General features: G+C 51.9%; 26 protein-coding genes and 1 pseudogene. 18 read left to right on the plus strand and 9 right to left on the minus strand.

The genetic code is table 11. From position 1 onward, the window contains the following. Positions 1–10: 10 nt before the first annotated feature. The 3 genes from J4772_RS35810 to J4772_RS35820 form a co-directional block, all read right to left on the minus strand. On the minus strand, positions 11–748 hold the full coding sequence (locus J4772_RS35810; protein WP_209073545.1) for a hypothetical protein: 738 nt from the start codon (positions 746–748) through the stop codon (positions 11–13). Between the two features lie 107 nt (positions 749–855). Further along, positions 856–3,123 carry a glycoside hydrolase family 3 N-terminal domain-containing protein gene (locus J4772_RS35815; protein ID WP_209073546.1) on the minus strand — a complete coding sequence of 756 codons (2,268 nt, stop codon included), beginning with the start codon at positions 3,121–3,123 and terminating at the stop codon, positions 856–858. Between the two features lie 129 nt (positions 3,124–3,252). After that, entirely contained in the window at positions 3,253–4,563 is a 1,311-nt protein-coding gene (locus J4772_RS35820; protein WP_247740839.1) for an ISL3 family transposase, read from the minus strand. Between the two features lie 301 nt (positions 4,564–4,864). Between J4772_RS35820 and J4772_RS37275 the strand changes: the two genes are divergently transcribed. The 4 genes from J4772_RS37275 (at position 4,865) to J4772_RS35840 (ending at position 7,481) form a co-directional block, all read left to right on the plus strand. Then, positions 4,865–5,104 (plus strand): YciI family protein, encoded by a 240-nt coding sequence (locus J4772_RS37275; RefSeq protein ID WP_256442666.1) that lies wholly within the window; start codon positions 4,865–4,867, stop codon positions 5,102–5,104. A gap of 7 nt (positions 5,105–5,111) precedes the next feature. Beyond that, positions 5,112–6,326 carry an RNA polymerase sigma factor gene (locus tag J4772_RS35830; RefSeq protein ID WP_209073547.1) on the plus strand — a complete coding sequence of 405 codons (1,215 nt, stop codon included), beginning with the start codon at positions 5,112–5,114 and terminating at the stop codon, positions 6,324–6,326. 105 nt (positions 6,327–6,431) lie between these two features. Further along, positions 6,432–7,013 (plus strand): SUKH-4 family immunity protein, encoded by a 582-nt coding sequence (locus tag J4772_RS35835; protein WP_209073548.1) that lies wholly within the window; start codon positions 6,432–6,434, stop codon positions 7,011–7,013. A 111-nt stretch (positions 7,014–7,124) separates the two neighbouring features. Continuing rightward, positions 7,125–7,481 carry a YrdB family protein gene (locus tag J4772_RS35840; protein WP_247740946.1) on the plus strand — a complete coding sequence of 119 codons (357 nt, stop codon included), beginning with the start codon at positions 7,125–7,127 and terminating at the stop codon, positions 7,479–7,481. Here the strand turns inward: J4772_RS35840 and J4772_RS35845 are convergent. The 3 genes from J4772_RS35845 to J4772_RS35855 form a co-directional block, all read right to left on the minus strand. After that, the gene (locus J4772_RS35845; RefSeq protein WP_247740947.1) at positions 7,450–7,935 is read right to left on the minus strand and encodes an EVE domain-containing protein; all 486 of its coding nucleotides are present in this window, start codon (positions 7,933–7,935) and stop codon (positions 7,450–7,452) included. The genes J4772_RS35840 and J4772_RS35845 overlap by 32 nt on opposite strands. Positions 7,936–7,965: 30 nt before the next feature. Then, positions 7,966–8,508, minus strand: coding sequence for a DinB family protein (locus J4772_RS35850; protein WP_371822927.1), 543 nt, complete (start codon positions 8,506–8,508; stop codon positions 7,966–7,968). Positions 8,509–8,575: 67 nt separating this feature from the next. Next, positions 8,576–9,523: a helix-turn-helix transcriptional regulator gene (locus tag J4772_RS35855; protein WP_209073551.1), complete on the minus strand. Its 948-nt coding sequence runs from the start codon at positions 9,521–9,523 to the stop codon at positions 8,576–8,578. A 368-nt stretch (positions 9,524–9,891) separates the two neighbouring features. Here J4772_RS35855 and J4772_RS35860 point away from each other — a divergent pair, with 368 nt between their 5' ends. The 4 genes and pseudogenes from J4772_RS35860 (at position 9,892) to J4772_RS35875 (ending at position 12,871) form a co-directional block, all read left to right on the plus strand. Continuing rightward, positions 9,892–10,461 (plus strand): dihydrofolate reductase family protein, encoded by a 570-nt coding sequence (locus tag J4772_RS35860; protein WP_209073552.1) that lies wholly within the window; start codon positions 9,892–9,894, stop codon positions 10,459–10,461. 357 nt (positions 10,462–10,818) lie between these two features. Next, positions 10,819–11,490, plus strand: a complete 672-nt coding sequence (locus J4772_RS35865; RefSeq protein ID WP_247740948.1) for a GNAT family N-acetyltransferase — start codon at positions 10,819–10,821, stop codon at positions 11,488–11,490. Positions 11,491–11,549: 59 nt separating this feature from the next. Then, positions 11,550–11,876: pseudogene (locus tag J4772_RS35870) on the plus strand (DUF2441 domain-containing protein); the annotation flags it as partial. A gap of 14 nt (positions 11,877–11,890) precedes the next feature. Further along, positions 11,891–12,871 (plus strand): HEAT repeat domain-containing protein, encoded by a 981-nt coding sequence (locus J4772_RS35875; protein ID WP_209073554.1) that lies wholly within the window; start codon positions 11,891–11,893, stop codon positions 12,869–12,871. Positions 12,872–12,928: 57 nt separating this feature from the next. Here J4772_RS35875 and J4772_RS35880 read toward each other — a convergent pair whose 3' ends face one another. Continuing rightward, positions 12,929–13,636: a MerR family DNA-binding transcriptional regulator gene (locus J4772_RS35880; RefSeq protein WP_209073555.1), complete on the minus strand. Its 708-nt coding sequence runs from the start codon at positions 13,634–13,636 to the stop codon at positions 12,929–12,931. A 151-nt stretch (positions 13,637–13,787) separates the two neighbouring features. Between J4772_RS35880 and J4772_RS35885 the strand changes: the two genes are divergently transcribed. The 6 genes from J4772_RS35885 to J4772_RS35910 all read left to right on the plus strand — a co-directional run bounded on the left by J4772_RS35885 (position 13,788) and on the right by J4772_RS35910 (position 19,417). Then, positions 13,788–14,288 carry a DUF6022 family protein gene (locus tag J4772_RS35885; RefSeq protein WP_209073556.1) on the plus strand — a complete coding sequence of 167 codons (501 nt, stop codon included), beginning with the start codon at positions 13,788–13,790 and terminating at the stop codon, positions 14,286–14,288. Positions 14,289–14,422: 134 nt separating this feature from the next. Next, positions 14,423–15,334 carry a hypothetical protein gene (locus J4772_RS35890; RefSeq protein WP_209073557.1) on the plus strand — a complete coding sequence of 304 codons (912 nt, stop codon included), beginning with the start codon at positions 14,423–14,425 and terminating at the stop codon, positions 15,332–15,334. Then, positions 15,331–15,963 carry a DUF4129 domain-containing protein gene (locus tag J4772_RS35895; protein ID WP_209073558.1) on the plus strand — a complete coding sequence of 211 codons (633 nt, stop codon included), beginning with the start codon at positions 15,331–15,333 and terminating at the stop codon, positions 15,961–15,963. The genes J4772_RS35890 and J4772_RS35895 overlap by 4 nt, the downstream gene beginning before the upstream one ends. Before the next feature lies 1 nt (position 15,964). Next, positions 15,965–17,110, plus strand: coding sequence for a DUF4350 domain-containing protein (locus J4772_RS35900; RefSeq protein WP_209073559.1), 1,146 nt, complete (start codon positions 15,965–15,967; stop codon positions 17,108–17,110). Between the two features lie 17 nt (positions 17,111–17,127). Continuing rightward, the gene (locus J4772_RS35905) at positions 17,128–18,048 is read left to right on the plus strand and encodes an AAA family ATPase (RefSeq protein WP_116060996.1); all 921 of its coding nucleotides are present in this window, start codon (positions 17,128–17,130) and stop codon (positions 18,046–18,048) included. Beyond that, positions 17,999–19,417: a DUF58 domain-containing protein gene (locus tag J4772_RS35910; RefSeq protein ID WP_209073560.1), complete on the plus strand. Its 1,419-nt coding sequence runs from the start codon at positions 17,999–18,001 to the stop codon at positions 19,415–19,417. Before J4772_RS35905 ends, J4772_RS35910 begins: the two co-directional genes overlap by 50 nt. Here the strand turns inward: J4772_RS35910 and J4772_RS35915 are convergent. Beyond that, entirely contained in the window at positions 19,377–20,354 is a 978-nt protein-coding gene (locus J4772_RS35915) for a stage II sporulation protein M (protein ID WP_209073561.1), read from the minus strand. The two genes, J4772_RS35910 and J4772_RS35915, sit on opposite strands and share 41 nt — an antisense overlap. Positions 20,355–20,415: 61 nt before the next feature. Between J4772_RS35915 and J4772_RS35920 the strand changes: the two genes are divergently transcribed. The 3 genes from J4772_RS35920 (at position 20,416) to J4772_RS35930 (ending at position 23,929) form a co-directional block, all read left to right on the plus strand. After that, positions 20,416–21,183 (plus strand): RDD family protein, encoded by a 768-nt coding sequence (locus tag J4772_RS35920; protein WP_209073562.1) that lies wholly within the window; start codon positions 20,416–20,418, stop codon positions 21,181–21,183. A gap of 39 nt (positions 21,184–21,222) precedes the next feature. Then, positions 21,223–21,546 (plus strand): hypothetical protein, encoded by a 324-nt coding sequence (locus J4772_RS35925; RefSeq protein ID WP_209073563.1) that lies wholly within the window; start codon positions 21,223–21,225, stop codon positions 21,544–21,546. A 277-nt stretch (positions 21,547–21,823) separates the two neighbouring features. Next, positions 21,824–23,929 carry a penicillin-binding transpeptidase domain-containing protein gene (locus J4772_RS35930; RefSeq protein WP_209073564.1) on the plus strand — a complete coding sequence of 702 codons (2,106 nt, stop codon included), beginning with the start codon at positions 21,824–21,826 and terminating at the stop codon, positions 23,927–23,929. A gap of 384 nt (positions 23,930–24,313) precedes the next feature. Here J4772_RS35930 and J4772_RS35935 read toward each other — a convergent pair whose 3' ends face one another. Continuing rightward, positions 24,314–25,039 carry a hypothetical protein gene (locus J4772_RS35935; protein ID WP_116060819.1) on the minus strand — a complete coding sequence of 242 codons (726 nt, stop codon included), beginning with the start codon at positions 25,037–25,039 and terminating at the stop codon, positions 24,314–24,316. A gap of 187 nt (positions 25,040–25,226) precedes the next feature. On the opposite strand from J4772_RS35935, the gene J4772_RS35940 reads away from it, so the two are divergent. Beyond that, positions 25,227–26,429: a pectin acetylesterase-family hydrolase gene (locus J4772_RS35940; RefSeq protein WP_209073565.1), complete on the plus strand. Its 1,203-nt coding sequence runs from the start codon at positions 25,227–25,229 to the stop codon at positions 26,427–26,429. Positions 26,430–26,441 lie beyond the last annotated feature (12 nt).

The following is a 26,441-nucleotide window of genomic DNA, read 5'->3' on the forward strand; positions in this document are numbered from 1 at the left end:
CGATTATATGCTAGCTCCTCGCTTCGCACCCCTTCGACAAGAGCCATTGCTCTATAACGGCAGAAGCCGGTTGTGCTTCCTGTTCATAGAAGACGGCCACCTCTTGCTGATTGGCGTAATTCAGTCGTACATAGCCACCTAGTTGCTGATAGAAAAGGAAACAGGTATAGGGGGTCTCAATGGACAAGTCCGGTGAAAAACTTGCTTTGCACGCTTCGGCCAGTTCGGGTAGCGTAAGCTGATTCTCCCTTGGTGGCAAACGTAAAAAGAGATGGCTCCGAGTGCCCGTCCACGGTTCGTAATAGACGGGTCCCTCTTGGCTCTTTCCATACATCTGAAGGTATATTTCATCCAGCACCAAGGCGTATTTGCTTTCAGCTTCCGGCTCTCGTGCCTTCAGGGAAATCGCCTTTACGTGCTCTGCATGCCGGGGCAGCCAGAGCAGCCCAGCCGTCTGGGGGTGTACAGCCAGGAAATCGCCGTCTACCGTTGTGCCTATAGCAATACACTCGCCGATCTGTTCCTCAGTAATAGGACTATCTTCGTCATGCTCCCATAAACCGTACTCGGCAAACGGTTTTAGCACCTCGGTATCGGGCAGTTGGACATTCATCCACCCTCTGTAAGTCCCTTCCCCAAATTGCCGCAAATATTGAAAGTAGCCTGGCGGATAAATAGCGGCTTCTTCCATCGCAAGCCCTCGGTTTTGACCGTCAGACAGCGACTTAGGCTGAGATACGATATACATGAATACTCCCCCGTTTCAGTCATCCGTACATATTTTACACAAAATAGGAATCCTTAAACTCAATAACATCGTCCGTATACGAAAAGAGGTCGTCGGTCCGGAGTCTACTACAGAGTAATCGGCAGCTTGCCACGAGCCTCGTTCTGACCTAGAATCACCCTTAAACCTGCCGTAAGGTTCGGCTCCTGGGCACCATAGACCGCGATTGCATTGTTCACCCCGCGAAGATGCAGCAGCTCATATGGATTGCCCAGGGAAAGAAGAACATACCGTGTCGAGCGCGTGTTCAAGTCATCTATAATCGCTTGGTAACCCGCCCAATCGTAGCTGCCCTGAGCAGTTCGGGAAAGATTAGACGACACGATTACAAAATCGGCTTTGGAGGTTGCTTGCGCAATTTCCTCACGGCTTAATTCGCCTTGGACAACCGTCTTCACGCTAACCTGTTGCGGCAATCCGAGCGCCTTCAATTGGCTCTCAATCAGTTGCGCCTGTGCGGATGTCGAGGCGACAACGCCAATGATGCGATCAGTCGTCGCCAGGGACGGGAGCTGGCCGTCGTCGGCCCTTATTAAGGTAACGGCCTTCTCCGCGATCTCCCGCTCCACCGCAAGGTGCGGTTTCGAACCGACAGTTCGCTTGGCCTGCTCAAGCTTAGCCTGTAACGATCGGGACGGCTCAAACAACCCATAGGCTTGCTTCAACTGTAAAATGCGCTTTACGGACCTGTCTATTTGCTGTGAACTGAGCTCCCCTTCATTAACGGCCTGCACGATTGCATCGTGTGCTCCGGTTATATTCTTCGGCATCAGTACGATATCTACGCCCGCGGATACAGCGCGCACTACGGCTTCCTCCTCGCCGAAGTGCTCCGCAATGGCCTTCATCGTAAAAGCATCGGATACCACGACGCCCTGGAAGCCCATCTCTTCTTTTAATAATCCGGTAATGATTTTCTTCGAGAGCGTGGCCGGAAGAACGACTTTTGAACCGTCTTTCTTGGAGACGACCGTTGCGTTATCCAGAGCCGGGAAGGCGATATGACCGATCATAATCATGTCTACTCCCTGCTTAATCGCTTCGCGAAACGGCCGCAATTCTATTTGTTCCAAACGCTGGCGGTCGTGGGCCACAACGGGCAACCCCAGATGGGAATCCACATCCGTATCCCCGTGTCCAGGAAAATGCTTGGCCGTAGCAATGACGCCCTCTTGCTGCAATCCTTTCATAAGCGCCGTCCCCAGCTCCGAGACAAGTCCAGCCTCCGAACCGAAAGAGCGAATGCCGATAACCGGGTTGTCGGGATTAACGTTCACATCCAGCACCGGCGCGAAATTCAAATTCACGCCAAGTGTTTTGAGTTCAGCTCCAGTGACTTTCCCCGCTTCCAACGATAATGCCGAGTCCGCTACAGCGCCAAGCGCCATGGCACCGGGAAGATTGGTACCTCCAGGTATTCTTCCGACGCTGCCGCCTTCCTGATCGATGCTCAGAAATAAGGGGATATCGCCGGCAAGCGCCTGCAACTGATGATTAAACGTCGTCAACTGCTCTGTACTCTCAATATTTTTATTGAATAAAATAAGTCCTCCCAGCTTGTGGTCCTGGACCGTTGACGTAATACCGGCGTTAATTGTAGTTGTAGGTTTGTTCTGCCACATGCGGATGTCAGGCATCAGCATTTGGCCCGCTTTCTCCTCCAAGGTCATCAACGACAACAAGGTATCCCAATTCTCTCCCTCGATGGCCTGCCTTCTCTTAAACTGGATGACTCTGGATAGGAAAACGGCATACTCCGCCCGATTAACGGAGCGGTTCGGCTTGAAGGTTCCGTCGGGGTATCCCCCTGCCAAGCCGTTGGATGCCAGCCTTTGAATGGAACCTTCAGCCCAGTGTTCTCGAACGTCCAGTAATTTCGTCTGAAGATTCCCGGCCGCAAGCGAATAGGCGCGGGTCAGCATCGCAGCGGTCTCCGCACGGCTAATCGGCTCATCCGGCCTGAACGAGCCGTCCGGGAGCCCCCCGACCAAGCCCATGTCCGAAGCGATGCCGATCTCTCGTTGGAACATATGGGACTTCGGCACATCCGTAAAGCTTTTTTGATAAGTCGGAGAGGTTTCCGGATATAATTCGCGCACCAAATAAGTAGCCGCCTGCGCCCTGGTAATGGAAAGCAAGGGTTTAAATCTTCCGGCGCCATAGCCGGCCACCGTTCCCCGATCGGCCAAATAGCCGATGCCATCGGTTGCCCACTTGGCTCCTCCCAAATCCGTAAAACGCTGCTCTGCCGCTGCCTCGCCGGGATTTGTATGGGTTGCAACCAGAAGTATACTCGTGAACCCTAATACTAGACTAAGCCTGCGCCAACCTTTCAATGCTGTCATCCTTTCCAGTTGTATGTCGGCTGCGATAATTTCTACTAAGTAACTGATATATATGTGGACGTCAAATTTTCTCAAAAGTTACTGGGGATTAGATGGCTCAACCTCAAAATCAGTGCTTGATTAATAGCTTAACATCCGATGGCGGTTACATTCGATCAGAATGCCCGCTTTATAGCGACTGCGATTCCTTGTGAAATAATGGCGGCGTTGAAAGGCTTTAATACGATTATGGCGGCCTTCTACGGTTGCGTTTGTCCATCGGCATTGATGGTAATTCACGATTTCTTCCTGCCAATTGCGCATGGTCTTTAGCGCACTTTGGACGGCAGCGTGGTCGATCTGATCGCCTTGCGTACACCAACGCTCAAATCCCAGCTTGGCAACAGTATAGTTTGGCGAGCAGTCATACCAAGTCGTGAACGCTTCTTTCCATTCCCACATGCTGCGTAGCAGCGGGGAGTAATTCAGCATCGTGTCCAACTTCTTTGCACTTTCTTCACTCAGTGATTCGGCAGGCGGATTTAGCAGACGGTGGTTTGCTTTTAGATAAGTTTTGGCTCGCGGAGATAACGTTGGCTGAACAGTTTTACGAACTTCCTGTACGCTTTCAATCACATAACCGTGAACATGGAAACGGTCTGCGATGCGAATCGCTTTCGGGAAACACTCGCTGATCCAGGTGTGATACGCCTGAGCCAAATCCATGACCACTGCCTTCGGATCAAGCCGAAGGAACTCAGGGTGCGCCTGAGCGTACGCACGCAGCGCTTCCAGCTTTCGGCCCGGCAACAGGTCCAGCATCGTCTCGCCTTTGAGGTTGTGAATGCCGGTGTTATACGTATGACCCTTCTTGATCGCGAAGTCATCGACACCCAGAACCAGTTCAGCTGTTTCTTTTGCTTCTTCCCACACTTGTTTGTAAAGCGCATCGCAAAGAGCAGGGACCGCCTCGTTATGCATACGTTGTACGGTACTCGCCGGCGCTTGCTGTATCCGAGCGCCATGCGCGGCCGTGGACCCAAGCGCCTGTTCGACCGTATGGGAGCGGAAAAGCCTGCTGTAGCGCTGTTTGGGACCGACGAAATCGTATGCCCATACAAATCCGGCTTCACAGTTACTGCAAAACATACGAATGGTCGGCACGTGCAGATAGGTTTTCTTCTCAAAAACGGATAGATGTCGGACGGTTCGCATCCCATTGCTTCCCTTCCGAATCACTGCTTGATCTGAATCGCAGCATGGGCAGATTTGCTTGTCGTCTAGCGGCAAGGCTTCTATGTGAACTTCATCGTCATGAATGGATAACAGTTGATGAATCTTTAGCTCTGGTATGTCGAGCCATTCATTGATATACTGAGTTTGCATCTGTCTATTCCTTTTTGTTGTTGGGTAGGACTTACAACAATACAGGAGTAGCAGATGTTTTTCCATTTCTATCCTCAATTCATTTCGTCAAGCACTCATTTCGGTTTTGATCCCTAATTTCAGGGAAAAATTTATAGGCTGTTTGAAAGAATTAAATTTGCCGGATGATTATTTTGATTGAGATGTAGAAATCGGAACGGTTGGTACGACATTATAACGAAACCAAATTATATTAAGGATTAAAGGGAGGAGCTTTACAATGAATTACACCTTGATGTTTTACGAAAGTCAGGAGGACTTTGCAGCAAGAACGGATCCGGCCCGAAAACAAGAATACTTGGCTAGCTAGACGCACTATGTACATGCATTGCGGCAAGCTGGAATAGTGGTATTCGGTTCAGGTCTCTATGCTCCCGAGACAGCTGCTACGGTGAAACGTCGTGGTGGTGAGATGGTAGTTCAGGATGGACCGTTCCCTGAGACGAAAGAGCAGCTCGGCGGGATATTCGTGATTGATGTTCCGGACTTAGACACCTCATTAGAATGGGCTGCTCGAGGGCCTGTCGATGTGGTTGAGGTCAGACAGAACATTCCCGCGTTGAAATAGTCGCTCTATGGAAACCAGTCAGATCATTGAAGAAACGGCTCGCGCTGCTTATGGTCGATTACTCTCCTACTTGGCTGTAAATTGGCGGGATTTGCAGGCTGTTGAGGATGCTATTGGAGATGCTTTTCTCGCCGCGCTGGAGGCCTGGCCCAAGATCGGCATTCCGGATAAGCCAGAAGCATGGCTGACTACGGCCGCTCGTAGACGGCTTATCGACCAAACCCGCCGTGCTCGTATTTCTGAAAACGCGCTGCCGACACTCCTTGCCATATCGGAGGATGCACAGCGTCTGTCTTCTTCAAACGATGTCTTTCCGGACGAACGCCTGAGGATGATGTTTCTTTGTGCTCATCCGGCAATTGATCCTGTTATGCGTACACCGCTTATGTTGCAGACGGTGCTTGGGATCGATGCAGCTCGAATTGCGTCTGCATTCATCGTAAAGCCCTCCACTATGAGCCAGCATCTTACGAGGATAAAATCAAAAATCCGTGCCGAGCGCCTCACTTTTGAAATGCCTGGCGCAGAAGAGATCCCGGATCGTCTCGATTCCGTCCTGGAGGCCATCTATGCTGCTTACGGGAGTGGATGGGACGAGGCGGCCATTGCCGATTCGCCCAGAAGAAGATTGGCGGAGGAAGCAATCTATCTAGGAAAGCTGCTTCTTCAATTGGCTCCTCGCGAACCTGAGGTTTACGGTCTGGTGGCAACTATGCTCTACTGCGAAGCACGACGTGCGGCCCGGTATGATGAGGGGGGGAATTATATTCCCCTCTCCGAGCAGGATTGTTCACGGTGGGAGAAAGGCTTGATCGTAGAGGCGGAGCGTTATCTTCATGCCGCTTCGCAAACTGGGCGAATCGGTCGGTTCCAACTCATCGCCGCGATTCAATCCATACATGCACAACGTCTATGGACCGGAAGCATCGAGTGGGAGGAGATTGCTCTTTTATATGAGGGGCTCATTCAAAAGTCCCCTACATTGGGAGTTTTGGTCGGTCGAGCCGCTGCTATTGCAGAGGCTTATGGAGCGGAACGAGGGCTTACTTTATTGGAGGCTATCTCATCCGAGGAAGTGGTGAACTATCAGCCCTATTGGGCGCTTGCCGGCCACTTGTACAAACGGATGAACCGCAAAGAAGACGCCTATTCTGCTTATAGCCTTGCTATTGGACTAAGCGCGGATGTTTCTGTTCGACAATTTCTAAGCCGCCAGTTATGATGGGAGGAGTTATCACCGACAAGGCCGCCGATTACCTCGGGGGCCTTCCGTGCATGTTGAACGGGCTTAATTATTTACGTTGAAATAAGAGGAGGGATTGGAGCTTTGAAACGTGTTGTCGAGTATGATCCGGATCTCGTCAGATCCGTCAATTTGCCTGAGAAGGTAGAGGCATATTTGCTTAAGGAAGGACTTCCTTTTATCGAGCCCGCGGATACCGCCTTGGGCGTTCGCTTCCAATCGTTCGCGGACATGGGACTTCTGCACGTTGGCGAACGCAAGTTGCTGCCCATCGGATACGAATGGGAGCCGGAAAGCGCCATTCTGGGTTTGGCTCAAGGCTCCGGGCATCTCTATTCCTTCCAACCGGCCTCCGGGGAATCAGGATTCGTTAACTCGGATATTCGTCTGTTTCTGATGTTCTTGTCAAGCGTCCGATCGTTTATAGCAAGTCACTCCGAAGGTGATCAAGCGACGATATGGACGGCGGAAGAAATGAGCGAACGGCTGGCCGCCTTCCGCCGTGGCGAAATCCTCCCGCAGCGTCCGAAACGGCCGGCCTTCGACCGCAAGGCGGAGCTGGCCCGGATGCGGGCTTTGTTTGAAGAGAAGGATGCGGCCAGTCTGGCAGACGAAAACCATTGGTGGAGCTGTGTGCTTGAGCAACTGGAAGACGGCTTGTTATAGGACTTCGCCAATGGACACGTTAAGCTCAGCCCTCCCGATGAATAGTGGCGTGCTAATCGGTACAATGCCGAGGCGCAAAAATAAAGAGGTCGACCTTAGGGGCGGATGGAAATGAAATGGATTGTAGGCAGCATCCTCGCTGTATTTTTTCTGCTGGAGATAGTCGCAATGATTGCATTCGGATATTATGGTTACCATCTCAAGTCAGGGATAGCAGTCAAAATCATATTGGCGGTCGCTTTGCCGCTAGCCGTTGCCATTCTATGGGGGGTGTTTCTCTCCCCGAAGGCTTCAATTCCCGTCTTTTCATTCCCCGTTCGAACGGCATTAAAGTTTGTTGTGTTCGTTCTAGCTTCGGCATCTTTGTACGCAGCTGAGCAGAAAGTGTTCGGGCTTACTTTATTTATGGTGTCATTCCTTATCGTGGCAATTGTCTTTATCTTAAAGTTGCATGAGGTAAAAATGTGAAATCAGAGGGTAGGCAATATAGCATCGCACTGGAAATTGTCATAAAATCCTCCAGACTGATCTCAAAATGACCGTAGCGGAAGGGATACCCCCAATTTCGGTTCCCGCGAGTGAAGCTAAGCTTTTCTAAAAGATCTCTAATCGGTACCACACGGCATGAAGTATAGCGGATATTTCTGCGTAACGGCACAAATGATTCCGACATCTGATATTCGTAGACTATATCATCAGCCACTTCCCCGATAGCGGTGAACGCTTGGAGTGGCGCCCCTTTCCTGATCTCTGTTCGCGGGGAATAGTAGATCAGCCAATCGCCTGCTCGCATCTTACGCAATGGCGCCGACTTGCCGTGACAGAGCTGAGCAAATCCCTCCAGTTCTCCACGCTTTACATGGGATGCGGACACGACACCAATCCAGAAGCGGCTTTGTTGGCTTATTTCATCCATTTGCATACTTCGAAATCCCTCTTTTTTTATAGATGTTTAGGTCGCTTCCCGTACCAATCCTTGTTTTAAGCGGTCCAACTGCAGAAGATGATGACGGTAGTGCATTTCGACAAGTAAAAACCATTCCTCCGCGCACAATCCGCCGAATCTCGGATGGGACACTGTAATTTGTTTGGACACTTTTTCTAGGGTAGGTTCAATGTCCTTCATTCTCTGAATGACAGTGCGTAAGCCTTGAATGAGCTGCTCCTTGCTCTCCGGCTGCTCAGGAGTATATTGCGGGGAAGGCGGCACATGAATACGAATGGGCGGGAAGCTTCCTTGAGAAAATATAGCCGCACCAACCTCGGTTTTTTCCGTTCCAGGCACCATGGAATCTTGGCTGGGCATCAGGCACTGATCAATATTACGAAGCTGCATATAAAGCGCGGAGCTAATGAGATGTTGAAACATCTGTCCGATTGACCACTCGTTGTCGCTTTGCTTTTGCCTCAGCTGCTCCAGACTGAATTGATTCAATTCATGAATATAATGTGTCGCAGTTTCCTCGAAGCGTTGTAATGCGATCTTTGTTGTTATCATTATTTATCATCGCCTCTAATCCTCTTTTTCCTAAGTATAAAAGAACGCTACTGACACCATTATGTCAGTAGCGTTCGAACGTTTTTTTCAGTTCGTGTCTAACCCGATCTCGGAAGGTTTCCGGCTCCAGCACAACCACTCCGCTTCCCCAACCGAGCACCCAATGCAGCAATTCCTCAGGCTGCCGAACACGTAAAGTCACCAGCAACCCTTCCGTATGGTCCTCTATTGTGTGTATATAGAAGTTGTTCGATTCCCTTACTTTATCGGCAATGTCAGGCTGGACCCGAATGCGCACAAGGACGTTGCGATCGTCTGGAGGCTGGTATGCATCTAAAAGGAAATCTGCGGGCAATATAAATCTATCTTCCAGCTCGATAAGCTCCGACATACGGGACAACCGGAAATGACGGATGTTTTGACGCAATTCACACTGCGCAACGAGTACCCATGATCCTTGATGAAGCACAAGTCCATAAGGAGCAACTGTACGAATACTTTGGCGGTTCCCGTCAGCCTCGGCAACTCTTTTGGAATAGCGGAATCTTATTTTTCGTTCCTCCAGTATCGCTCGACGAATCGCTTCCAAGTACGCCTTCTCTTGTATTCGTGCTATATCTTTAGCAGTAGTAAGCAAACGAAAGCTCTTGCGAATCCGGGATGCCTCAGTGCGGATCGGTTCTGGCAGGATGGCTTCAATCTTCCCTCTCGAAGTTCGAGACTTACTGCCATAGTGAACATCAAACCAATGCTCGATAAAATCTGTCCCGATGAGCAACGCCACTGCTTCTTCCACTGTGAAACTGACTGGCGGCAGGAAATACCCCTCCATTAAGGAGTATCCTTGTCCTGGCGCCCCTACCACGGATACGCCAGCTTCACTCAAAGCCTGAATATCCCTGTAGATGGTTCTCACACTTGTTTCAAATATAGCGGCTAAATCCTCGGCTCGTAACACTTTGTTACGCTGCAGCTCAAGCACTATGGCTAACAAACGATCCGTTTTGTTCATGCGCTGCACCCTTTTCCGAGAGATTATTTATCCAGGAGAAATGAGAGGTCATCCTATCACAATACAAGCACCTCCACTGAAAGTATATCACTAGGGTATTCTGCCCGTTAATTCAATCTGACAAACGATAGCACAAAGACGCATGACTGCTGGCAATCGGTAGCCTGTTTCGCTAACGGGCAGGATTGTATCCTATACGCATCCAATATTTATTAACATGAGTATCCATATTTTATTAAGCTGGCGGGATATTCTGCTTGAACCTTACGTAACGTAATGATTTATAGTAAACGTGAAGGCAGGACGAAATACGGGCCAACGGCCAAAAAAAATTGAACAAAAAATTCAAAATCAAAGGAGAAACAGACATGAGAAAACTCGTATTGTTCATGCATGTGTCGCTGGACGGGTATGCGTCGGATTCGAATGGAGGACTGGATTGGATTCCGTATAACGAGGAACTTGAGAAATACGCTGAGGAGGTCGTGGCCGAAGTCGGCTCTCCCGTATACGGACGCACGACGTACCGGATGATGGAGAGCCACTGGCCTACGATGCTGGACAATCCGAATGCGTCGACGCACGATATGGAGCATGCCAAATGGGTGCAGGATGTTAAGAAGATCGTCATCTCCAGCACGATGGACAAGGTGGAATGGAACAATACGACACTGATCAAAGACAATATCGCAGAGCAAATTAAGGCGCTCAAGGAGCAGCCAGGCAAAAATCTTGTTATCTTCGGCAGCCCAGGGGCGGCGAAGACGCTGCTTGAGCTTGGCTTGATCGACGAATTCCTGTTGACGATTTGTCCGGTCATCCTAGGCAGCGGAAAATCGGTATTCGACGGTGCTAGTGAGAAAATCAGGCTCAAGCTGCTATCCAGCCGAACGTTCAATTCAGGTATTATCGCAGCTCGCTATGAGTTGGTGAAATAGCCGTGCTGTACAGGGTGACACCACAAAAAAACGGATTGAAAAGAAGACGCTGCAAACTGTTTCGATGAAATGATATTCTTGTGACAGAATACGGAGAGAGCGAGTGATCGTTGATGATGATTAAAAGCCGGGAAAGGGTGAGCGACTCACAATAGAGGAGGTAATGGTCTGTACAACAATTTAGAACTTATGGACATTCAAGCTGAGGTTCTCTATGTTCATGATTAAGCTGGAAGAATTACAGGAGTTAATGAGCGTGTCCGCCATCCAGCACCCCGGTTTTTTTGGGGGCAAACGAATAATGGGCGAGTAATAAGATTCCGAAATGATATCTCGAATAACGTGATCCGCGACGTCATGAAAATAATGGATAGGTATGACCCAAATGAGCAACTGTCCAATGTGATTAACACATTACAAATGGATAAAGAAATTAGTCGAATATGGATGGGTCCTGCTTACACATTTAATGAGATCGGTACGGATTACACGGATGCTACTCTAGTCACCGAGAATAATAAATTCTACCTGGAACATGGATTTTCCTCACTGTTATCGGAACTTGAGTCTCGAGAACCTTGTTATATGGTGATGGAAAACAACATGGCGGTATCGGTATGCTTTAGCGCAAGAAGTAGCGATAGAGCTGCTGAGGCCGGTGTGGAGACATTGGAGGGCTATCGAGGAAAAGGATATGCAATTCGGGTCGCTTCTTCCTGGGCCCAAGCTATTCGCCAATCTCAAAGAATACCTATGTATAGTACGTCATGGGATAATTACTCGTCGCAGTCCGTTGCAAAGCGTCTTCAGCTTCACCTCTATGGGACAGATATTTTATATACTAGAATCTACAAGACAGTAGGCCAAATTGTAGATCCTTCCGCTTACGAGAGACAATATTCTATCACTAAAAGTGAGGCCACCGATTACTTCGGCGGCCTTTCGTGTATGTTAAAGTTGCTGCAAGTCTCAAGAATGCGAAGAAGCTCAACAGAACTAATGGTTCTTATGAATTCTTTCGATACTTAGCCTGGGTCGATTTCCATTGTGGTAAAATAAGTAATTAATTATGGTGACGGGGGGAGTGCTTGGTGGCTAACGAAATATATGTATATCATATTGTTACTAAGAAAAAAATGTCGCTGGGACAGATGTTATACTTTGATGACAAGCAAAAAAATGTCCTATATCAATTCTTCTTTGAGAAGGAACGCTTGAATTCCAAAGGCGAAGACTTTATTGAGATTCTATACGGTCATTATACAGATGAAGGCTTGAAGCTGAACAAAGAAAATGCCGATGTAGCGATCAGTTATGTAGGGCAAACGATTCGAGCTATTAGAGAAGTTATAGTTGAGATGGTAAGACTGCAAGAATATCCTGACTACCCTTCAAGATTGTCCTGTTTATACGCTAGAGGGGGCTGTTTATGAGTCAAGAGATACAATACATTCGAGACCTGCTGCACCGCATGACCATCAAGACGGATGAGCAAGGGAGAGAAGTTCGGAATTCGGAAGATCAAGTGTCTTGGAAGGCTTTGCGCGAAGCGGAACGGTTGGACGATCCGACCTTGATCGATGTTGCGGCACAGGTCTTGGAGGAAACGCAAGACGATGAAACAAGGGGGAACGCCTGCTTCCTATGGAGCCATCTGGCGAAAAATACAGGGGATGTCAAGGCTGTCCGTCTGATGCTGGACGAGTTTGCGAAAACGAACAAGATGCAAACGAAGTCGCGAATGATGTGGTCGTTCGCGCGCGTACCGGAAGTGCCGGATGCCGAAATGTTCCTTGCATTGTCGGAGTCGAGCGACGATTCGATCCGCAGAGAAGCGCTTCGGGTGCTGGCCCGTTGCCGGCCGGAGGAAGTGAAGGGGCGCTTAATCGAAATCATTCGTCACTCGAACGACCAGTACGATATCGTCTATACGCTGTGGGCACTGAAACAGCTCCGTCTGAGGGAGGCGCTTCCCGACGTGCTGGCGCTCATCGAATCGCCCAACGGCGAGATTCGCAGTCTTGCGATACGTTTTGCCGCCGAATTCGGGGATGTTACTCATGTGCCTTTATTTGTATCGGCGCTTGAAAACGACAGGTCCCCTGATGTGAAATGGAGCGCCATGGAAGCTCTCGACCAATGGGGGGGCGACTCGGAAACGAAAACCGTTTTGAGTCGGGTTAAAACAATTGTGTCTCGTCAACGCAAAGGGGGCGGGCAACATCCAATGAGCGAGCTGATGCATGGCCTATCGTTCCTTTGGAGAGTAGCGCCGGACAAGGAAGAGGTCAACAAACTACTGGCGGCCCTGAGCACCTCGAAAGCGGATAAGCTGTTTGAACATGAGGCGAAATGGTTGGCCGAATTAACGAAAGATTCGTCGGAGATCATGGCGAAGAAGTCGTTTTAGCCAGTGCGGTGATGATTACAGTCGAGCAAATGATAGATGCGTGAACAGAGGAAGGAGTTAGACCGGCGTTTTTATCAATTGAATTAAATTATAGAGTTTGGAAATTCCACATATTTGAGACTCGATCCTCTTATCCAGATAAGTCCGGATATTCTCGGCCAGCTTCATGACGCATTGCAAATCGCTCTGCTCTGCAGCGGCAATTCTATGCTTAGATTTTACGGTTTCTTCGGAATAAACGGAGTTCTGCATGATCTGGATCAACTTCATTTTAAGAAGATGACCTTCATGGTAGCGTCGATAACTGTTTTCCAGGTCCCGGTCCGCGATCACATAACCTGCGTGTTCCCAGTATCGGATCGTTGATTTAGGTATCTTCATTAACGTGGATACTTGATGGATGGTAAGGCGCTCCTTGGCAAATGAAGATGTATTATCGTCCGCTAATTGCCGAATTTCTTCAATCAACCGCTCCAATTTCTCTTTATCCTCGTATAAAACAACTTCCTTTTCCCTGATGACCCATAAAGCGTTATGAATCTCGTCACGCTGAAGATCATGAAGCACCTCCGTCGTCACTTCCATCCCGAATGCAGGGGCCATGGTTTGAATACAAGCCAAGTAGGCTGCATGCAAGTCCGTATAGAAACGATAGCCGTTCTCGGATCTTTCTGCGGGAGGTATGAGGCCTTTAGCTTCATAGTTTCGTAAAGTGCTGGGGCTAATCGTAAATTTTGTCGCCATTTTTTGAGGGCGCATTTTCATAATTGCAGTCTCCTCCTAACATAAAAATTAAAGTTGATTATAAGGTTTTCTATGAAACCATTAGACTTTCCTTGTTTCAATCTGATCATCCTTACAATTGGCTTGCATGTTGTACAATTTTTGCGAAAGGACAAAAAGGAGGAGAAAGTGAATGGAAAAATATTTTCCGAAATTCCGCCAAGACATGACGATAAAAGAGATCGGTGAGGAGGCCAACCGCTATATCGAGTCCAAATGGAAGTCCTTGTACGAATCGATGCATGCAGACTTGACGGCCGCTTTTGCGGAGATAGAAGATGCAGCCTACGGCCTTTATTTGGATCAGCTTATGCCGACTGTATTCGAACAATTGGAAAGCGCCGGATTTAGTGCCATGGTGAAGCTGGAGGAGAACGATTTTGTTATCGCAAAGCGCTTGGTTTTCAGAAACTCCCTTGAGAAATGGGGGACGGAGGATCATAGATCGAGAATATTCTGGAACGTGATTCGCGACAGGCAAGATGACCCGGTAGGTACTTTACTTACGGAAATTCCTCATTCCCATCTGAAATTCGACATTCCTTCAGCACCGATGGTCTTTGTGTTACCTGAGTTTCTCAAGGAAAAGATCGTGCAAGGAGTTAGGGGAATAAAGGAGTCGGAGAGGATATGACTAGCGGGGGGCTTCTGAAATAACGTTTGAAGCGCTCGCTCATCGCCTTTCAATTTTCTTTTTGACTCAGCGACAAGCTTTGCGCATAGTGTAGTATAATGAGAGAAATTTAGAAAAACTTAGGAGGTTTTATTGTGCCTCATGAAGTCCCGAAGCCAATCGGAATCGGTAGAATGATCGATTTAAGCTTTCAATTGTATCGCAAGCATTTTGCGAAACTGATGTCGATTATGTTGATCTGCTATGGCCTATTTTATTTGCTTCAAGCCATGACTCAGGGGCAGACCGTCCAATCGATGTTCAATATGGAAGGAATTGTGAATTATTCTTCCGCAGACGCGGAACCGCTGCTCTCTGAAGGCAGCCATGGGTGGGTCGTTTTTCTCTTTGGCTTAGTCTTTCTGTTTCTGACGCCGGTCGCCGTCGCCTCCGTCGTTTTTCTCGTATACCACGTCATGAAGGGGGAAGAAGCTCCGTCGGCGCTCCAATTGCTGCGGATGTCCTTTAAGAGGTACGGGGGATTGCTCGGCAGTTCGGTCTTATTTGCTCTAATGATGCTCGGCTTTATTATTGCAATCGCGATCGTGACTATGATCTTGGGCATGATTGTCGCCGCGATCTTGGGTGGTGTGGGGATAATCCTTGTTTCGGTTGGGGTCGTGTTCACCTTTTACTATTTCGTAATCCGCTTCATGTACTTTCTTCCGGTGGTCGCACTCCAAGAAGAGTCGGTTGGATTCGGAAGAAGCTGGAGTTTGACGCGTCAAAGCTTCTGGAGACTGTTCGGACTGTTTCTGGTCATGATGCTGTTGATCTATTTGTTTAATTTAGTCGCCGGTTTCCTCCTTGCGTTGGTGCCGATGAGCGGCATTGTTTTCGCTCTGCTGCAGATGCTTGTCAATTTGCTGACAGCGCCGATTCTCTATGTGGTGTATGCGGTTAGCTATTTCGATCTTAGGGTTCGCGACGGAATGGGACTTGAAGAGATGATTAACCGGATCGGCCCGAATTTTATGACGCCGCCTCCGCCTCCGGCCGACCAATGAGCGACCGGTCCGAGCTGCTTGAAGACAAACAAAGACTTGGCGAAATTCTGAGCAGGGACGAATTTACGAGATATGTGCATGAACAGACCGCCAGCCCGCGCAAGGGTTGGCTGGAAGCGCTGGTGGACTGGGCGATTGATCGTTTTCCTTCCCTTCATGGGGCAAATAGCGCGGTGATCGTCGGATTGTTCGTGGTGTTGGGCGCGGTGCTGGTAGCACTGTGCTGGGCGATTTACGGGTTCTCCAGGCAGATCGCGTACAATGGGAAAACTCGCCGTCATAAGGCGCCTGTGGGGGCATCGGAGATGGCGTTGACGTATGAGCAGTATGCGGCGATGGCGAAGGCTGCGCATGCCGAAGGGAAAATCCGGGAGAGCATTCGCTGTTCGTACCTGTCGCTGCTGTTCTACTTGGAACGGGCTGGCTGGATTCGCATCGAGAAATGGAAAACGGACTGGGATTATCGAGATGAGCTGGAGCGGAACCGGGCGAATGCGGTGCCGTATTTTCAGCGGAGCGCTCTGCTGTTCGAACGGGTATGGTACGGGCACGAGCCTGCGGACGATGAAAGCTTCCAGGGCTTTCAACGCGATATCGCTGCGTTGATTGCGGAGAGGGAGGCGAGGTAGGATGTCGCCGATCAAGCAGCTGCTGCATCGGAACAAACATGTGATCGGGCTGGCCGTCTGCGTCATGCTCATTGTTGGACTGGGACTGATCGTCGTAAGACCGCAGCCCGAGCGATTAGCGCCTTACGTATCGTTCTCCGCTGACGTGGATGGGACGAAGGGCGTGATCGAGCTGCTTAAGGAGAAGCAGGCTCCGATCAAGACATGGAAGCGCTCGTGGAGCGAGCTGCCCGCGAGCACAGGGCAGACGCTGCTCATTGTCGAGCCCGCCGCGCCGCTTGATGGCGAATGGGCGAAGCTGCTCGAATGGGTGGAGCGAGGGAACGAGCTGCTGCTTTTCAGCCGCAATCTAGGCGCGGGAGATGGATTTCGAACCGAACGCTCGGACGCTTTATCCGGAACCGTCACCGTGATGCGGCAGGAGGGGGAAGCAGTTGTCGAACGAATGGCGGAGGTTGCAATAAAGCAGCGAATTACCTTGGAAGACGGCGATATCGAGCTGCTTCGCGATCCAAGCGGAGTCATCGGGGTGAAAAGACCGCACGGAGAAGGAACGATCGTCGCGGCGGTTGCGCCCGAGTGGCTGACGAATGAAAACGTGCTGAAGCACGATCATTTTGAGCTCGTATGGCCGTGGCTGGTCGGCGACGGGAATCGCACCGTCCTGTGGGTGGACGAGTACCATCACGGTTATGAGGAGACGCCGGGGTTCCTGGCCGTGTATCCGGCGTGGCTCGTCTCCGTCTGCGCAGGGCTGGCCGTCTCGCTGCTGCTCTGGCTGTGGCAGCGCGGCAAGCGCTTCGGCCCGGCCTATACGCCGCGCGCCTGGACGGTGCGCCGCGGCGACGAAACGCTGCGGGCCGTCGCTGCGTGGTACGAGCGCCGCCGCTTCAAGAGCGAGGCGCTCGCGCATCAGGCACGCGCCCTACGTCGTCTGCTGCTGGCGCGCTGGGGGCTGCCCCTTGAAGCCGCGCCGGAAGAGGCGGAGCGGCTGGCAAAAGACCGCTTAAGCGAAGCGCAGGCGGTTAAGCTGGAGCGCCTGCTGCGGCACGCGCAGGCGTTGGAACGCGGCGCGGGAGCGGATGGCGATTTCGTCGAACGGACGCGAGAGTACGGCGAGATGATCGCGTTACTGGAGAAGGAGTGACGAGAATGAGCGCAAGCATGGGGAGACTGCTGACTGCGATGGAGCAGCGGCTGTACGGGCAGAAGACGAATATCCGGCTCATGGCCGCGGCGCTGCTGGCCGGAGGACATGTGCTTCTGGAAGGAGTGCCGGGACTCGGCAAGACGAAGATGGCGCGCACGCTTGCGGCGTTAACGGGGGGCGAGTACCGTCGCATCCAGTTTACGCCGGATTTGATGCCCAGCGATATTACGGGAGGCGTCATCTATCATACGAAGGAAAACGAATTTCAAACGGTCCGCGGACCTGTGTTCGCCAACCTTGTGCTAGCGGACGAGATCAACCGTTCCGGACCGAAAACGCAGGCTGCGTTGCTCGAAGCGATGGAGGAGCGGCAGGTGACGATTAACGGGGCGACGCACCGGCTTCCGGAGCCTTTCCTCGTCGTCGCGACGCAGAACCCGCTCGAATATGAAGGTACATATCCGCTGCCGGAAGCGCAGCTCGACCGCTTTCTGTTCAAGCTGATCCTGGATTACCCGGGGGAAGAGCAGGAACGGCAAATTCTAAGAGGGCACGTCCCGTTCGCGACGGAGCGCGATCAGGCGATCGTTCCAGAGCTTACGCTCGATGAGATTCGGGCAGCCCAGGCGCATGCGGCGGAAGTTGTCGTCGAGGATTCGGTCATCGACTACATTACGGCGGTCATACGCAGAACGCGCGAATCGAAGCGGGTACAGCTCGGAGCAAGCCCGCGCGCCGGAATTGCCATCCTGATGGCGAGCAAAGCCTGGGCTGCTCTCGAAGGCAGAAACTACGTGACGCCGGACGACGTGAAGCTGGTGGCGCGCCCTGCGCTCCGCCATCGGCTGCTGCTGACGCCGCAGGCGGAATTGGAGGGCGGCAGCAGTGACCACATCGTCCAGGAAACGCTCGCGTCTGTTCCGGTTCCTCGATAGACAATTTGGCGATGAGTCGATCGTTCCCACTCGCCGCCTTGTCGCGATTACGGCTATCGGTTCCGTTCTGATCGGGGCCGTCTATGCGCTAGGTTACGGCGCTTATTCGTTCTGGGGATTTTATCTGGTACTGGCGCTGTTCAGCGTCGTCGATCTGCTTCTGCTGCCCTCGCGGAAGCGGTTCTCCGCAGAGAGGACAATACCGGAGGAGGCCGACGTACGCCAATCCTTCAAGGTTCGGCTTTCTCTGCTGGCCGCTCCGGCGTTGGGCTTTTCTCTGAACGTCGAGCTAGCCGATGACATTCCGATTTCCTTCACGGATTACCGCACGCAACGGGAGGACGAGCAGGATGTTCGGATTCCGCAGGAGGTATGGAGAGGCCGCCTGGAGGAAAGCGAGGTCGGTTTCGAATACGACGCCGCAGGGCAGGAGAGGGGAGCTTATACGTTCGGAAGCGCGATGCTTCGCTATTGGGGCGGAGTCGGGCTGTGGAAGAAGCAGACGAGGCTGACATGCCGAAGCGAAGTTCGGATCGTGCCGGACCTCTCGCGAGTGCGCGGCATCCTGGCTGCAGCTCAGGATTCTCTGGTGCTTGATGGCAGCAGGCTGGCAAGGCCCCATCTGTCCGGCACGGACTTCGATTCGATCCGCAGCTACGCGCAGGGAGACGATCCGAGGCGGGTGAACTGGCGAGCGACGGCCCGCAGCGGAAAGCTGATGACGAACATTCTCCGGCCCGAGAAAGGCAAAGTCGTCACGATTGTACTCGACTGCGGAAGAATGATGGGAGTCGAGCTTGAGCATCAGACTAAGCTGGACCGCACGCTCGAAGCTGCGCTCGTTCTGGCCGCGGTCGCGTTGAAGCAGGGGGATTACGTCGCGCTGCTCGCTTTCTCCGACCGAATCAAGACGTACGTCCCCCCGGGGCGCGGCCTCCCGCATTTGCGCCAACTGACGCTGGCCGCTTACGACCTGAAATCCGATTTCGTCGAACCCGGATTCGGTTTGGCTTTGTCGCATGTGCTGCGGCAGACCAAGAAACGATCGTTCGTCGTGTTGTTCTCCGATATGGAGAGCTATCTGTACGACCAGGAGCTGCCCGTCTACGCGCGTCGACTGCGCAGAAGCCATGTGCCGCTTCTCGTCTCCTTGAACGATCCTTTGCTGCAAGAATGGGCGCGAACCGAGCCGGTGAACCAGCGGACTGCTTATATTCAGAGTCTGGCGCATAAATTCCGTCTCGATCGCAGCGAATACGTGAGTCAAATGGCCGGCTTGGGCATCCAGGTGATGGATGTGCCGGCCGACCGATTGGCGCTTAGCGCGGTCAACGAATACCTGGATTTGAAAGCGCGGAACGGGCTCTGAACTGGCCGTAAACGTAATAGAGAACGAGCAGCAGCAGCGTGCCGCCGGCAGCGGCATATTTGACGCCCAACGGCAGCTGCGATGGCGTGACGTATCCTTCGATGACGCCCGCGATCACGAATAGCGGAATTGTGCCGAGCAGCAGCTGCACGGACTCTTTAGCAGCCTGGAGGAACTGCCGCTTGCGCGGGTACGCGCCCGGTACGAAAAAGCGGTACCCCATATATAGGCCGGCTCCGCCGGCGATGAAGATCGCGGTCAGCTCGATAATGCCGTGGGGGAGAATATACGCCCAGAAAACATAGCTTTCGCCGGCCTGCATGAAGACGGCCGCGAGAGCTCCGACGATCAAGCCGTTGTAGGCAAGCAAATACACGGTGCCAATCCCCAGCGTCACTCCGCTTACGAAGATCAGCATGGCAACGCGTATGTTGTTGATGAAGATTTCCGTCGAGACGAGCGGGCTGTGAAGATCGCCGCGAGGAGCGTTCGTCGCAGCGGGATCGATCGCGTTGGCGATATTCGCAGGCAGCACCAGATATAGGTTAAGCGGGTCCGACCCCACCGCTGCGAATCCGGCGATCATGCCGAGAAGAAACAGCGCTCCCGCAATCAGAATGAATGGCTGCCTCCGGCTAATTAAGGACGGAAAGTACGTGCCCAAGAAGCGTCCGATGCGGCTTGCGCCTTTGTCGGATTGCTTGTACAGGACATGGTGCGCTCTGGCGACAAGATGGTTTAAGTAAGTCGCGGTCGGGTCGTTCGGCCATTGCGTACGCATGGCTGACAAATGTGCCGCCGCCGATTTGTACAACGCGGTCAAACGGTCGATATCGCCAGCGCTAATCGGTCGGCGGATGTGATTTAACGCGTCGAGCAGCCGCTCGAGCTCGGACCAATCCTCTTTGTATCGCTGAATTCGCTGTGCGGGATCCATCGCTCAGACCTCCTATTTTTTATTATCCTACCATAAATTCCCGGAAACGAGGAGCATAAGAATGAGCTATCCGTTGGAAAAAGAAGTGTCGATCGTAACGCCCGAGCAGGTCCGGTTGGAATTCCCTACGGCGGGAGTGGGGATGCGGGCCATTGCGCAATTGATCGACATGCTGATTCTGGTCGCCGTCTATATCGCTCTTGCTTTCGCTTCTATATTCTTCGAAAACAGCGATTACGCGATCGCGGCGCTGCTCATTATCGGAGCGGTTGGCACGGGCGGTTATTATGTCGGGTGCGAATACTACATGGGTGGGCAGACTGTTGGCAAGCGTGCGGTCGGCATCCGCGTGGTGCAGATGGAAGGCCGGAACGCCGGGCTGCTAGCGGTCTTCATTCGCAATCTGTTTCGGCTGATCGATATGCTGCCTGTCGGCTATTTTCTGGGGATGATCGTCGTCATGAGCAGCTCCTTGGACCGCAGAATCGGGGATATGGTGGCGGGAACGATTGTCGTCGTCGAGAAAGAGAAGGAACGGCTTAAGCTGCGGAAGAAGATTAACAAGCAAATCGACCGAAGGCGCCTATCGCTGCCGCGTCAGCAACTGGACGAAGAGAGCCGCAGGGCGGTCGGGTATTCCGATTGGGTGCTGCTCGCTACTTGGGCGGAACGGCTGCCGTTTGTCTCGCAGCAGCGCCTCGCGCAACTGGCTCAGCCGATCGCCCAACACTTTGCAGGCCGACTCGGCGTCGGCCAAGACATTGCGCCGAACGATACGATCTTTCTGATCTGGTTGTACGAGCAGCTGCGCGGGGATTGGGAGATTTAGATATTCTGGAAGCAGGAGGAGTAAAGATGACTTCTCAAGATGAGGGTAATTGAACACGGAAAACAAGGTGAAGGCTTGTTGGTCTCCATGGGGACCTTGGACAATCGGATTATGCGCGTGATGCTTGATGGAGCAAGCTTTCAGGATTCGCCGGAAGAATTTTTTAAGCAGTTTTTGCAAGCCTTGGATGAAGCTCTTGCTTCAATATCGGAGCCTGCCGAACATAGAAGAGCGACGATTGAGCTGCAAAAGGGAGAAGCGGCTAGATCTGGGGTTAGATTAAATATCCGGGAATTGGACCTCTTCGGTCAAGAAGCTTCCGCTTGGACGGCTCCTGCCAATCGGATTGCGTCGGAAAAGTAAGTTGATTAATAAAGCCCATAAACCGCTACTCCCTTCATAAGTGAAGTGGACTGCGGTTTTTTGTAATACTGCGCCGCTTTTTATTTGTATAGTGAGTTCAGAAAGAGGAAAACAGTTTACCTTACTGCATGGAGCCTCTACAAGGTGGGGCCGAAGCCGCTACAGACTTTACGGGACAAAATTTCCGGGTAACAGAAACATCGAACCGCGATCGCAGTATAAACAATAAGCAATGTGTTTACAGATCGGTGATTTTGGTATCGAGGAGGCAATTCAGATGAAACGACAATCCAGCGTTCGCTTGGCGGCGATTATTCTTATGATGCTTTCATTCCTGCTCGGAGGTTGTTCCGATTTGTTCGGCAAATCGTCTCCGGAGCCTTCGGCTTCGGAAACGTCCACGGACGCTCCTTCTTCGGAGCCATCAGTCGCGCCGGATTCGTCGGGAAGCGTGATCTCTTACTTGTCAGCGTGGGAACGGCTTGATTATGCGGGGATGTATGCGCTGCTCTCGCCTTTCGTGAAAAATGATCTGACGGAAGAACAGTTCGTCAAGCGGTACCAGACGATCTACGATGCGCTTAAGGTGTCCAATCTGGTCGTAACGGCGCTACCGACCGAAGAAGACGGGGCGGTGACGGGGGCCGGAACTTCTGTTAAAGGGTTCGCTTATCGCGTCTCTATGGATACGGAGGAAGGACCTATCTCATTCGATAACCAGGGTCGGGTCAGAAAGACGGTGCAGGACGACGGTATAACGAACTGGCTAATCGATTGGAATCCTTCGTATATTTTCCCCGGTATGGAAGAGGGGGATACGGTGCGAATCGAGAAAACTCCTGCGATACGCGGGGAGATTGTCGATCGCAACGGCAATCCGCTGGCGGTCAACGTCGAGGCGGCGCAACTCGGCATTGTGCCGGGCAAGCTCGGGGATTCGGCCGATACGGTTAAAGCGTCGATGGCCAATAAATTAGGCATGACTGTACAGGAGATCGACCGCAAGCTTGGCGCGTCGTGGGTGAAGCCGAATCTGTTCGTTCCGATCGCCGTAGTGGTCGATAATGCGGCGAGGGAAGAACTCATAGCGCTTCCGGGGGTTTCCGCTCAGAAGGTTACGGTACGGCGTTATCCGCTGGGCGAAGTGGCGGCTCATCTGATCGGCTATATTGGAGAGATCAACGCCGATGAGCTGAAGACGCGCGAAGCTCAGGGCTACAAGGCCGGAGATCTGATCGGCAAGGCGGGGCTGGAGCTTATGCTTGAGACGCAATTGCGCGGTACGTCAGGCAAAGCGGTTGTTATTGCGGATAGGGCAGGCGTGCAGAAATCCGTGATCGCAGGGCAAGATGCCAGGAACGGCACGACGTACAAATTGACGATCGATGCGGCGTTGCAGCAAGCGATCTACGAGGAAGTAAAGGCCGATGAAGCTTCCGTGGCGGCGATCCAGCCCAAGACCGGAGAGGTGCTGGCGCTGCTCAGCAGCCCGTCTTACGATCCGAACGCTTTTGTTCAAGGCGTGTCCAAGGAACAATACCGACAATGGAATGAAGATCCGCGTCATCCGTTCCTGAACCGCTTCTCCCGGACATATGCGCCAGGCTCGTCCTTTAAGGTCATAACGGCAGCGATTGGGCTCGACAGCGGCGCGCTTGATCCAAACGAGGCGAAGGAAATTGCCGGATTGACCTGGAAGAAAGACAGTACCTGGGGCAAGTATTACGTGAAGCGGGTACACGAACTGAATCCGGTCGATCTGTCGAAGGCGTTGACCTACTCTGACAATATCTATTTCGCTCAGACGGCGCTGGCCATCGGCAAAATGCAATTCGTCGCAGGCGCGGCACGCTTCGGGATAGGCGAACCGCTTCCGCTGACCTATCCGTTCAGCGCTTCGCAGCTTGCCGGCGGCGGAGGCGCGCCGTCCGGCGATATTCAGCTTGCCGACTCCGGCTACGGACAAGGACAGGTAGAGATGACGACGCTGCATGTCGCCTTCGCCTTCTCCGCGCTTGTCAATGGCGGCAATATCGCCTATCCGCAGCTATCGGAGGCCGATTCCGCTTTTGCGGGAAAGCTGTGGAAGGAGCAAGCGATGTCGACGGATACGGCGGAATTAATCAAGGCCGATCTTGTGAAGGCGGTGGCGAGTCCGGAAGGGGTCGGGCATGGCGCCTATATTGCCGGCGCTTCGATCGCCGGCAAGACGGGAACCGCGGAGCTAAAAGCGAGCAAGGGCACAAAAGGGCAGGAAAACGGCTGGTTCGTCGGTTTTGACGCGGATGACCCGCAGCTGCTGATCTCTATGATGATTGAGAACGTACAGGGTCGCGGGGGCAGCCGCTATGTGGCCGCTAAAGTAAAACGGGTTTTTGAGTAAGTTAAACAGCAATAACCGGTACACGAGCGTTCTTGCACGTTCCTTATTTCTACGCTGGTCGCAGGCCCGTCCTTATATTAGCGGGAGGCAAGTTCAATGCTGTCTATGCGAGGCCGCGGCCTGTGTCGTCTCGCGAAGGAGCTTTTTTGGCCTTCGAGCCCAGGCCGAGGTCTCGTGAAGGCACTTTTTTGGCCTTCGAGCCCCGAGCGCGGCCTCGTGAAGGCACTTTTTTGGCCCTGGAGCCCAGGCCGAGGCCTCGTGAAGGCACTTTTTTGGCCTTCGAGCCCAGGCCGAGGCCTCGTGAAGGCACTTTTGGCCTTCAAGTCCCGGCCCCGGCTCCGCCAAGTCACGTTCCCGAAGAGGTTACAAAGGGGCATTTGGAATTTAAGTCTGAACGATGAACTGCGGCTCCGTACGGAGATAATAATAAGCTCTTACCTCTGCCGACCAGTTGGCAAAAACTTCTCTCCATTGAATGCTGCTGAAAAACTCCTCGACGGATTGATTGTCGGAATCCCAATCGATAAAAATGTTAAGCGGCGCAATGCCTCCCGCCCAAATGCCATTGGTGACGTCCGTACCCGTTTCTCTTAGTAATAATATCGGAAGGCCAAATTGAAAAGCCATCGCAGGTTCGATCTGCGAAAAAACGGAGCCTTCCCAGAACGGGGCGGTTGTCGGCGTCTGGCCAACATTGGTTTTAAGAATTTGAGCGAAAAATCTGCGGAAATTGATCGCCAACAAGCCATAACTGGATATTACCAAACGGCGGATATTGGTCAGGATGGTTTCGGGATATTGTTCGCTTTGAGGCAATGTGCGAGGAAACAGCAGCGCATTTTCGATTTCTAATATAAGACGATTGAGAAATTGTTCTTGAATGGGGTTTACGGAATTGGTTGTGCTTAAAAATATAGGAATGCGGAACGCGCGGTCCACGCATTCGTTAAGCACAGAGGCTACGCCATCTTCTTTATGATTAAGCTTGAGACCTGCAACAGAAGCTTTCTCATTCCCTTGAACGGTGGGGAATTTTTGTGCAACGCTTACGGGCGGGAGCTTTTTTAGCGGGATTTGATGGGTTTTCGCTCTGTCTTTATTACCACTCATTATTCGCACTCCTTAGAGGAATCGATTCGGAAGTCAACCATAGCCTATGTGCACCCGCCTATTTGTGTTCCAGAATGCGGCAAACACTGGAGAAAATAGCTACTTTAGCTCTATGTTTTGACTTATCATCGGACTGATATGATAAATTATGGGAACGACGACTTTATGATTAGAAGGCGGTCTATGTGTGGCAAAACAGAAAACAATGAAAAGAAGCGTTAAGATTCTCCTGACGGCGATAGGCGGAATTGTGCTTGTTTTAGGTGTTGTGGCAGGTTATCTTTACTTTTTCGTACTTGAAAAGCCTGTTGAGCCGGATGAATGGGCCACTGCCGAGCGCTATGCGTGGAACAAAATCAAGTTCGACCCGGATGCACAAGTCCTATCTGCCGACGGTTCGGACTACTACTTACTTGCCAATAAGGGAGCCGCTGATGAAAATAAATTGATCATTTATTTTTCCGGGGGCGGTGTGGCCTGGGATGCGGCGACTGCCTCACAGCCGATCAGTCTGGGTAATGTACTGAAGAACGGCGAGATCAAATATTACTTTCCGAACATTCCGTTCTTTAAAGTAAGTACGCTTGGCGGCCTGTTGAAAAATAATAACCCCGACAATCCGTTCAAGGGTTGGAATATTGTCTATATCCCTTACTCTACCGGCGATCTGCATATCGGGAATGCATTCAAGGATTATACGGATGCTAAGGGCAAGCCGTTTACCATGCGGTACAACGGTCAAGCCAATACGCGCGCAGCATTGGAATGGATTGCGAGCCGTTTCGCCGAGCCGGACAAGATCCTCGTTGCGGGAGAAAGCGCCGGGGGATTCGGAGCTGCTTTCTGGGCGCCCGAGATTGCGAAGCGCTACCCGAATGCCCGCATTTATCAATATTCGGACAGCTCCTACTTAAATGCCGATCGCTGGCCGGATATTATCGACACCGAATGGAAGGCCAACTTTGCAGCAACCTTCGGTTATGAAGTGCACGGGGATTTAATCTCGTCCGTATTCGCGGCGAATCGCAAGCTGCTGCCGGACAGCGCGATACTTTTGCAGTCCAATACGCTGTATGATGAGCTGCTGTTCGACTTTGAAAAGGATCTGAACGGCGACGGTTCGGACGATGACGTATATCTGCAGCGCTGGTCGGCCCGCATGCTGCGTTCTGCCGGAGAGCTAACTGAGGCATTGCCGGGCTACTATTATTACATCACAGATTACGGTCTTAACGAGAAGACGGGCAGGACGCCGCATACGCTCTCCCCCGTAAAACATTTTTACAATGCCGAACAGGACGGGGTGAAGCTGCTGAAGTGGCTGGACGATGCCGTGAATAAGGATGAATTCTACTCCGTGGGGCGGGGTTTTGTAGAGAAAGAAGAATGACGCTGTCGATTG

Origin of the sequence: Cohnella sp. LGH (assembly GCF_017671885.1) — a bacterium.
Taxonomy (GTDB): Bacteria; Bacillota; Bacilli; order Paenibacillales; family Paenibacillaceae; genus Cohnella; species Cohnella phaseoli.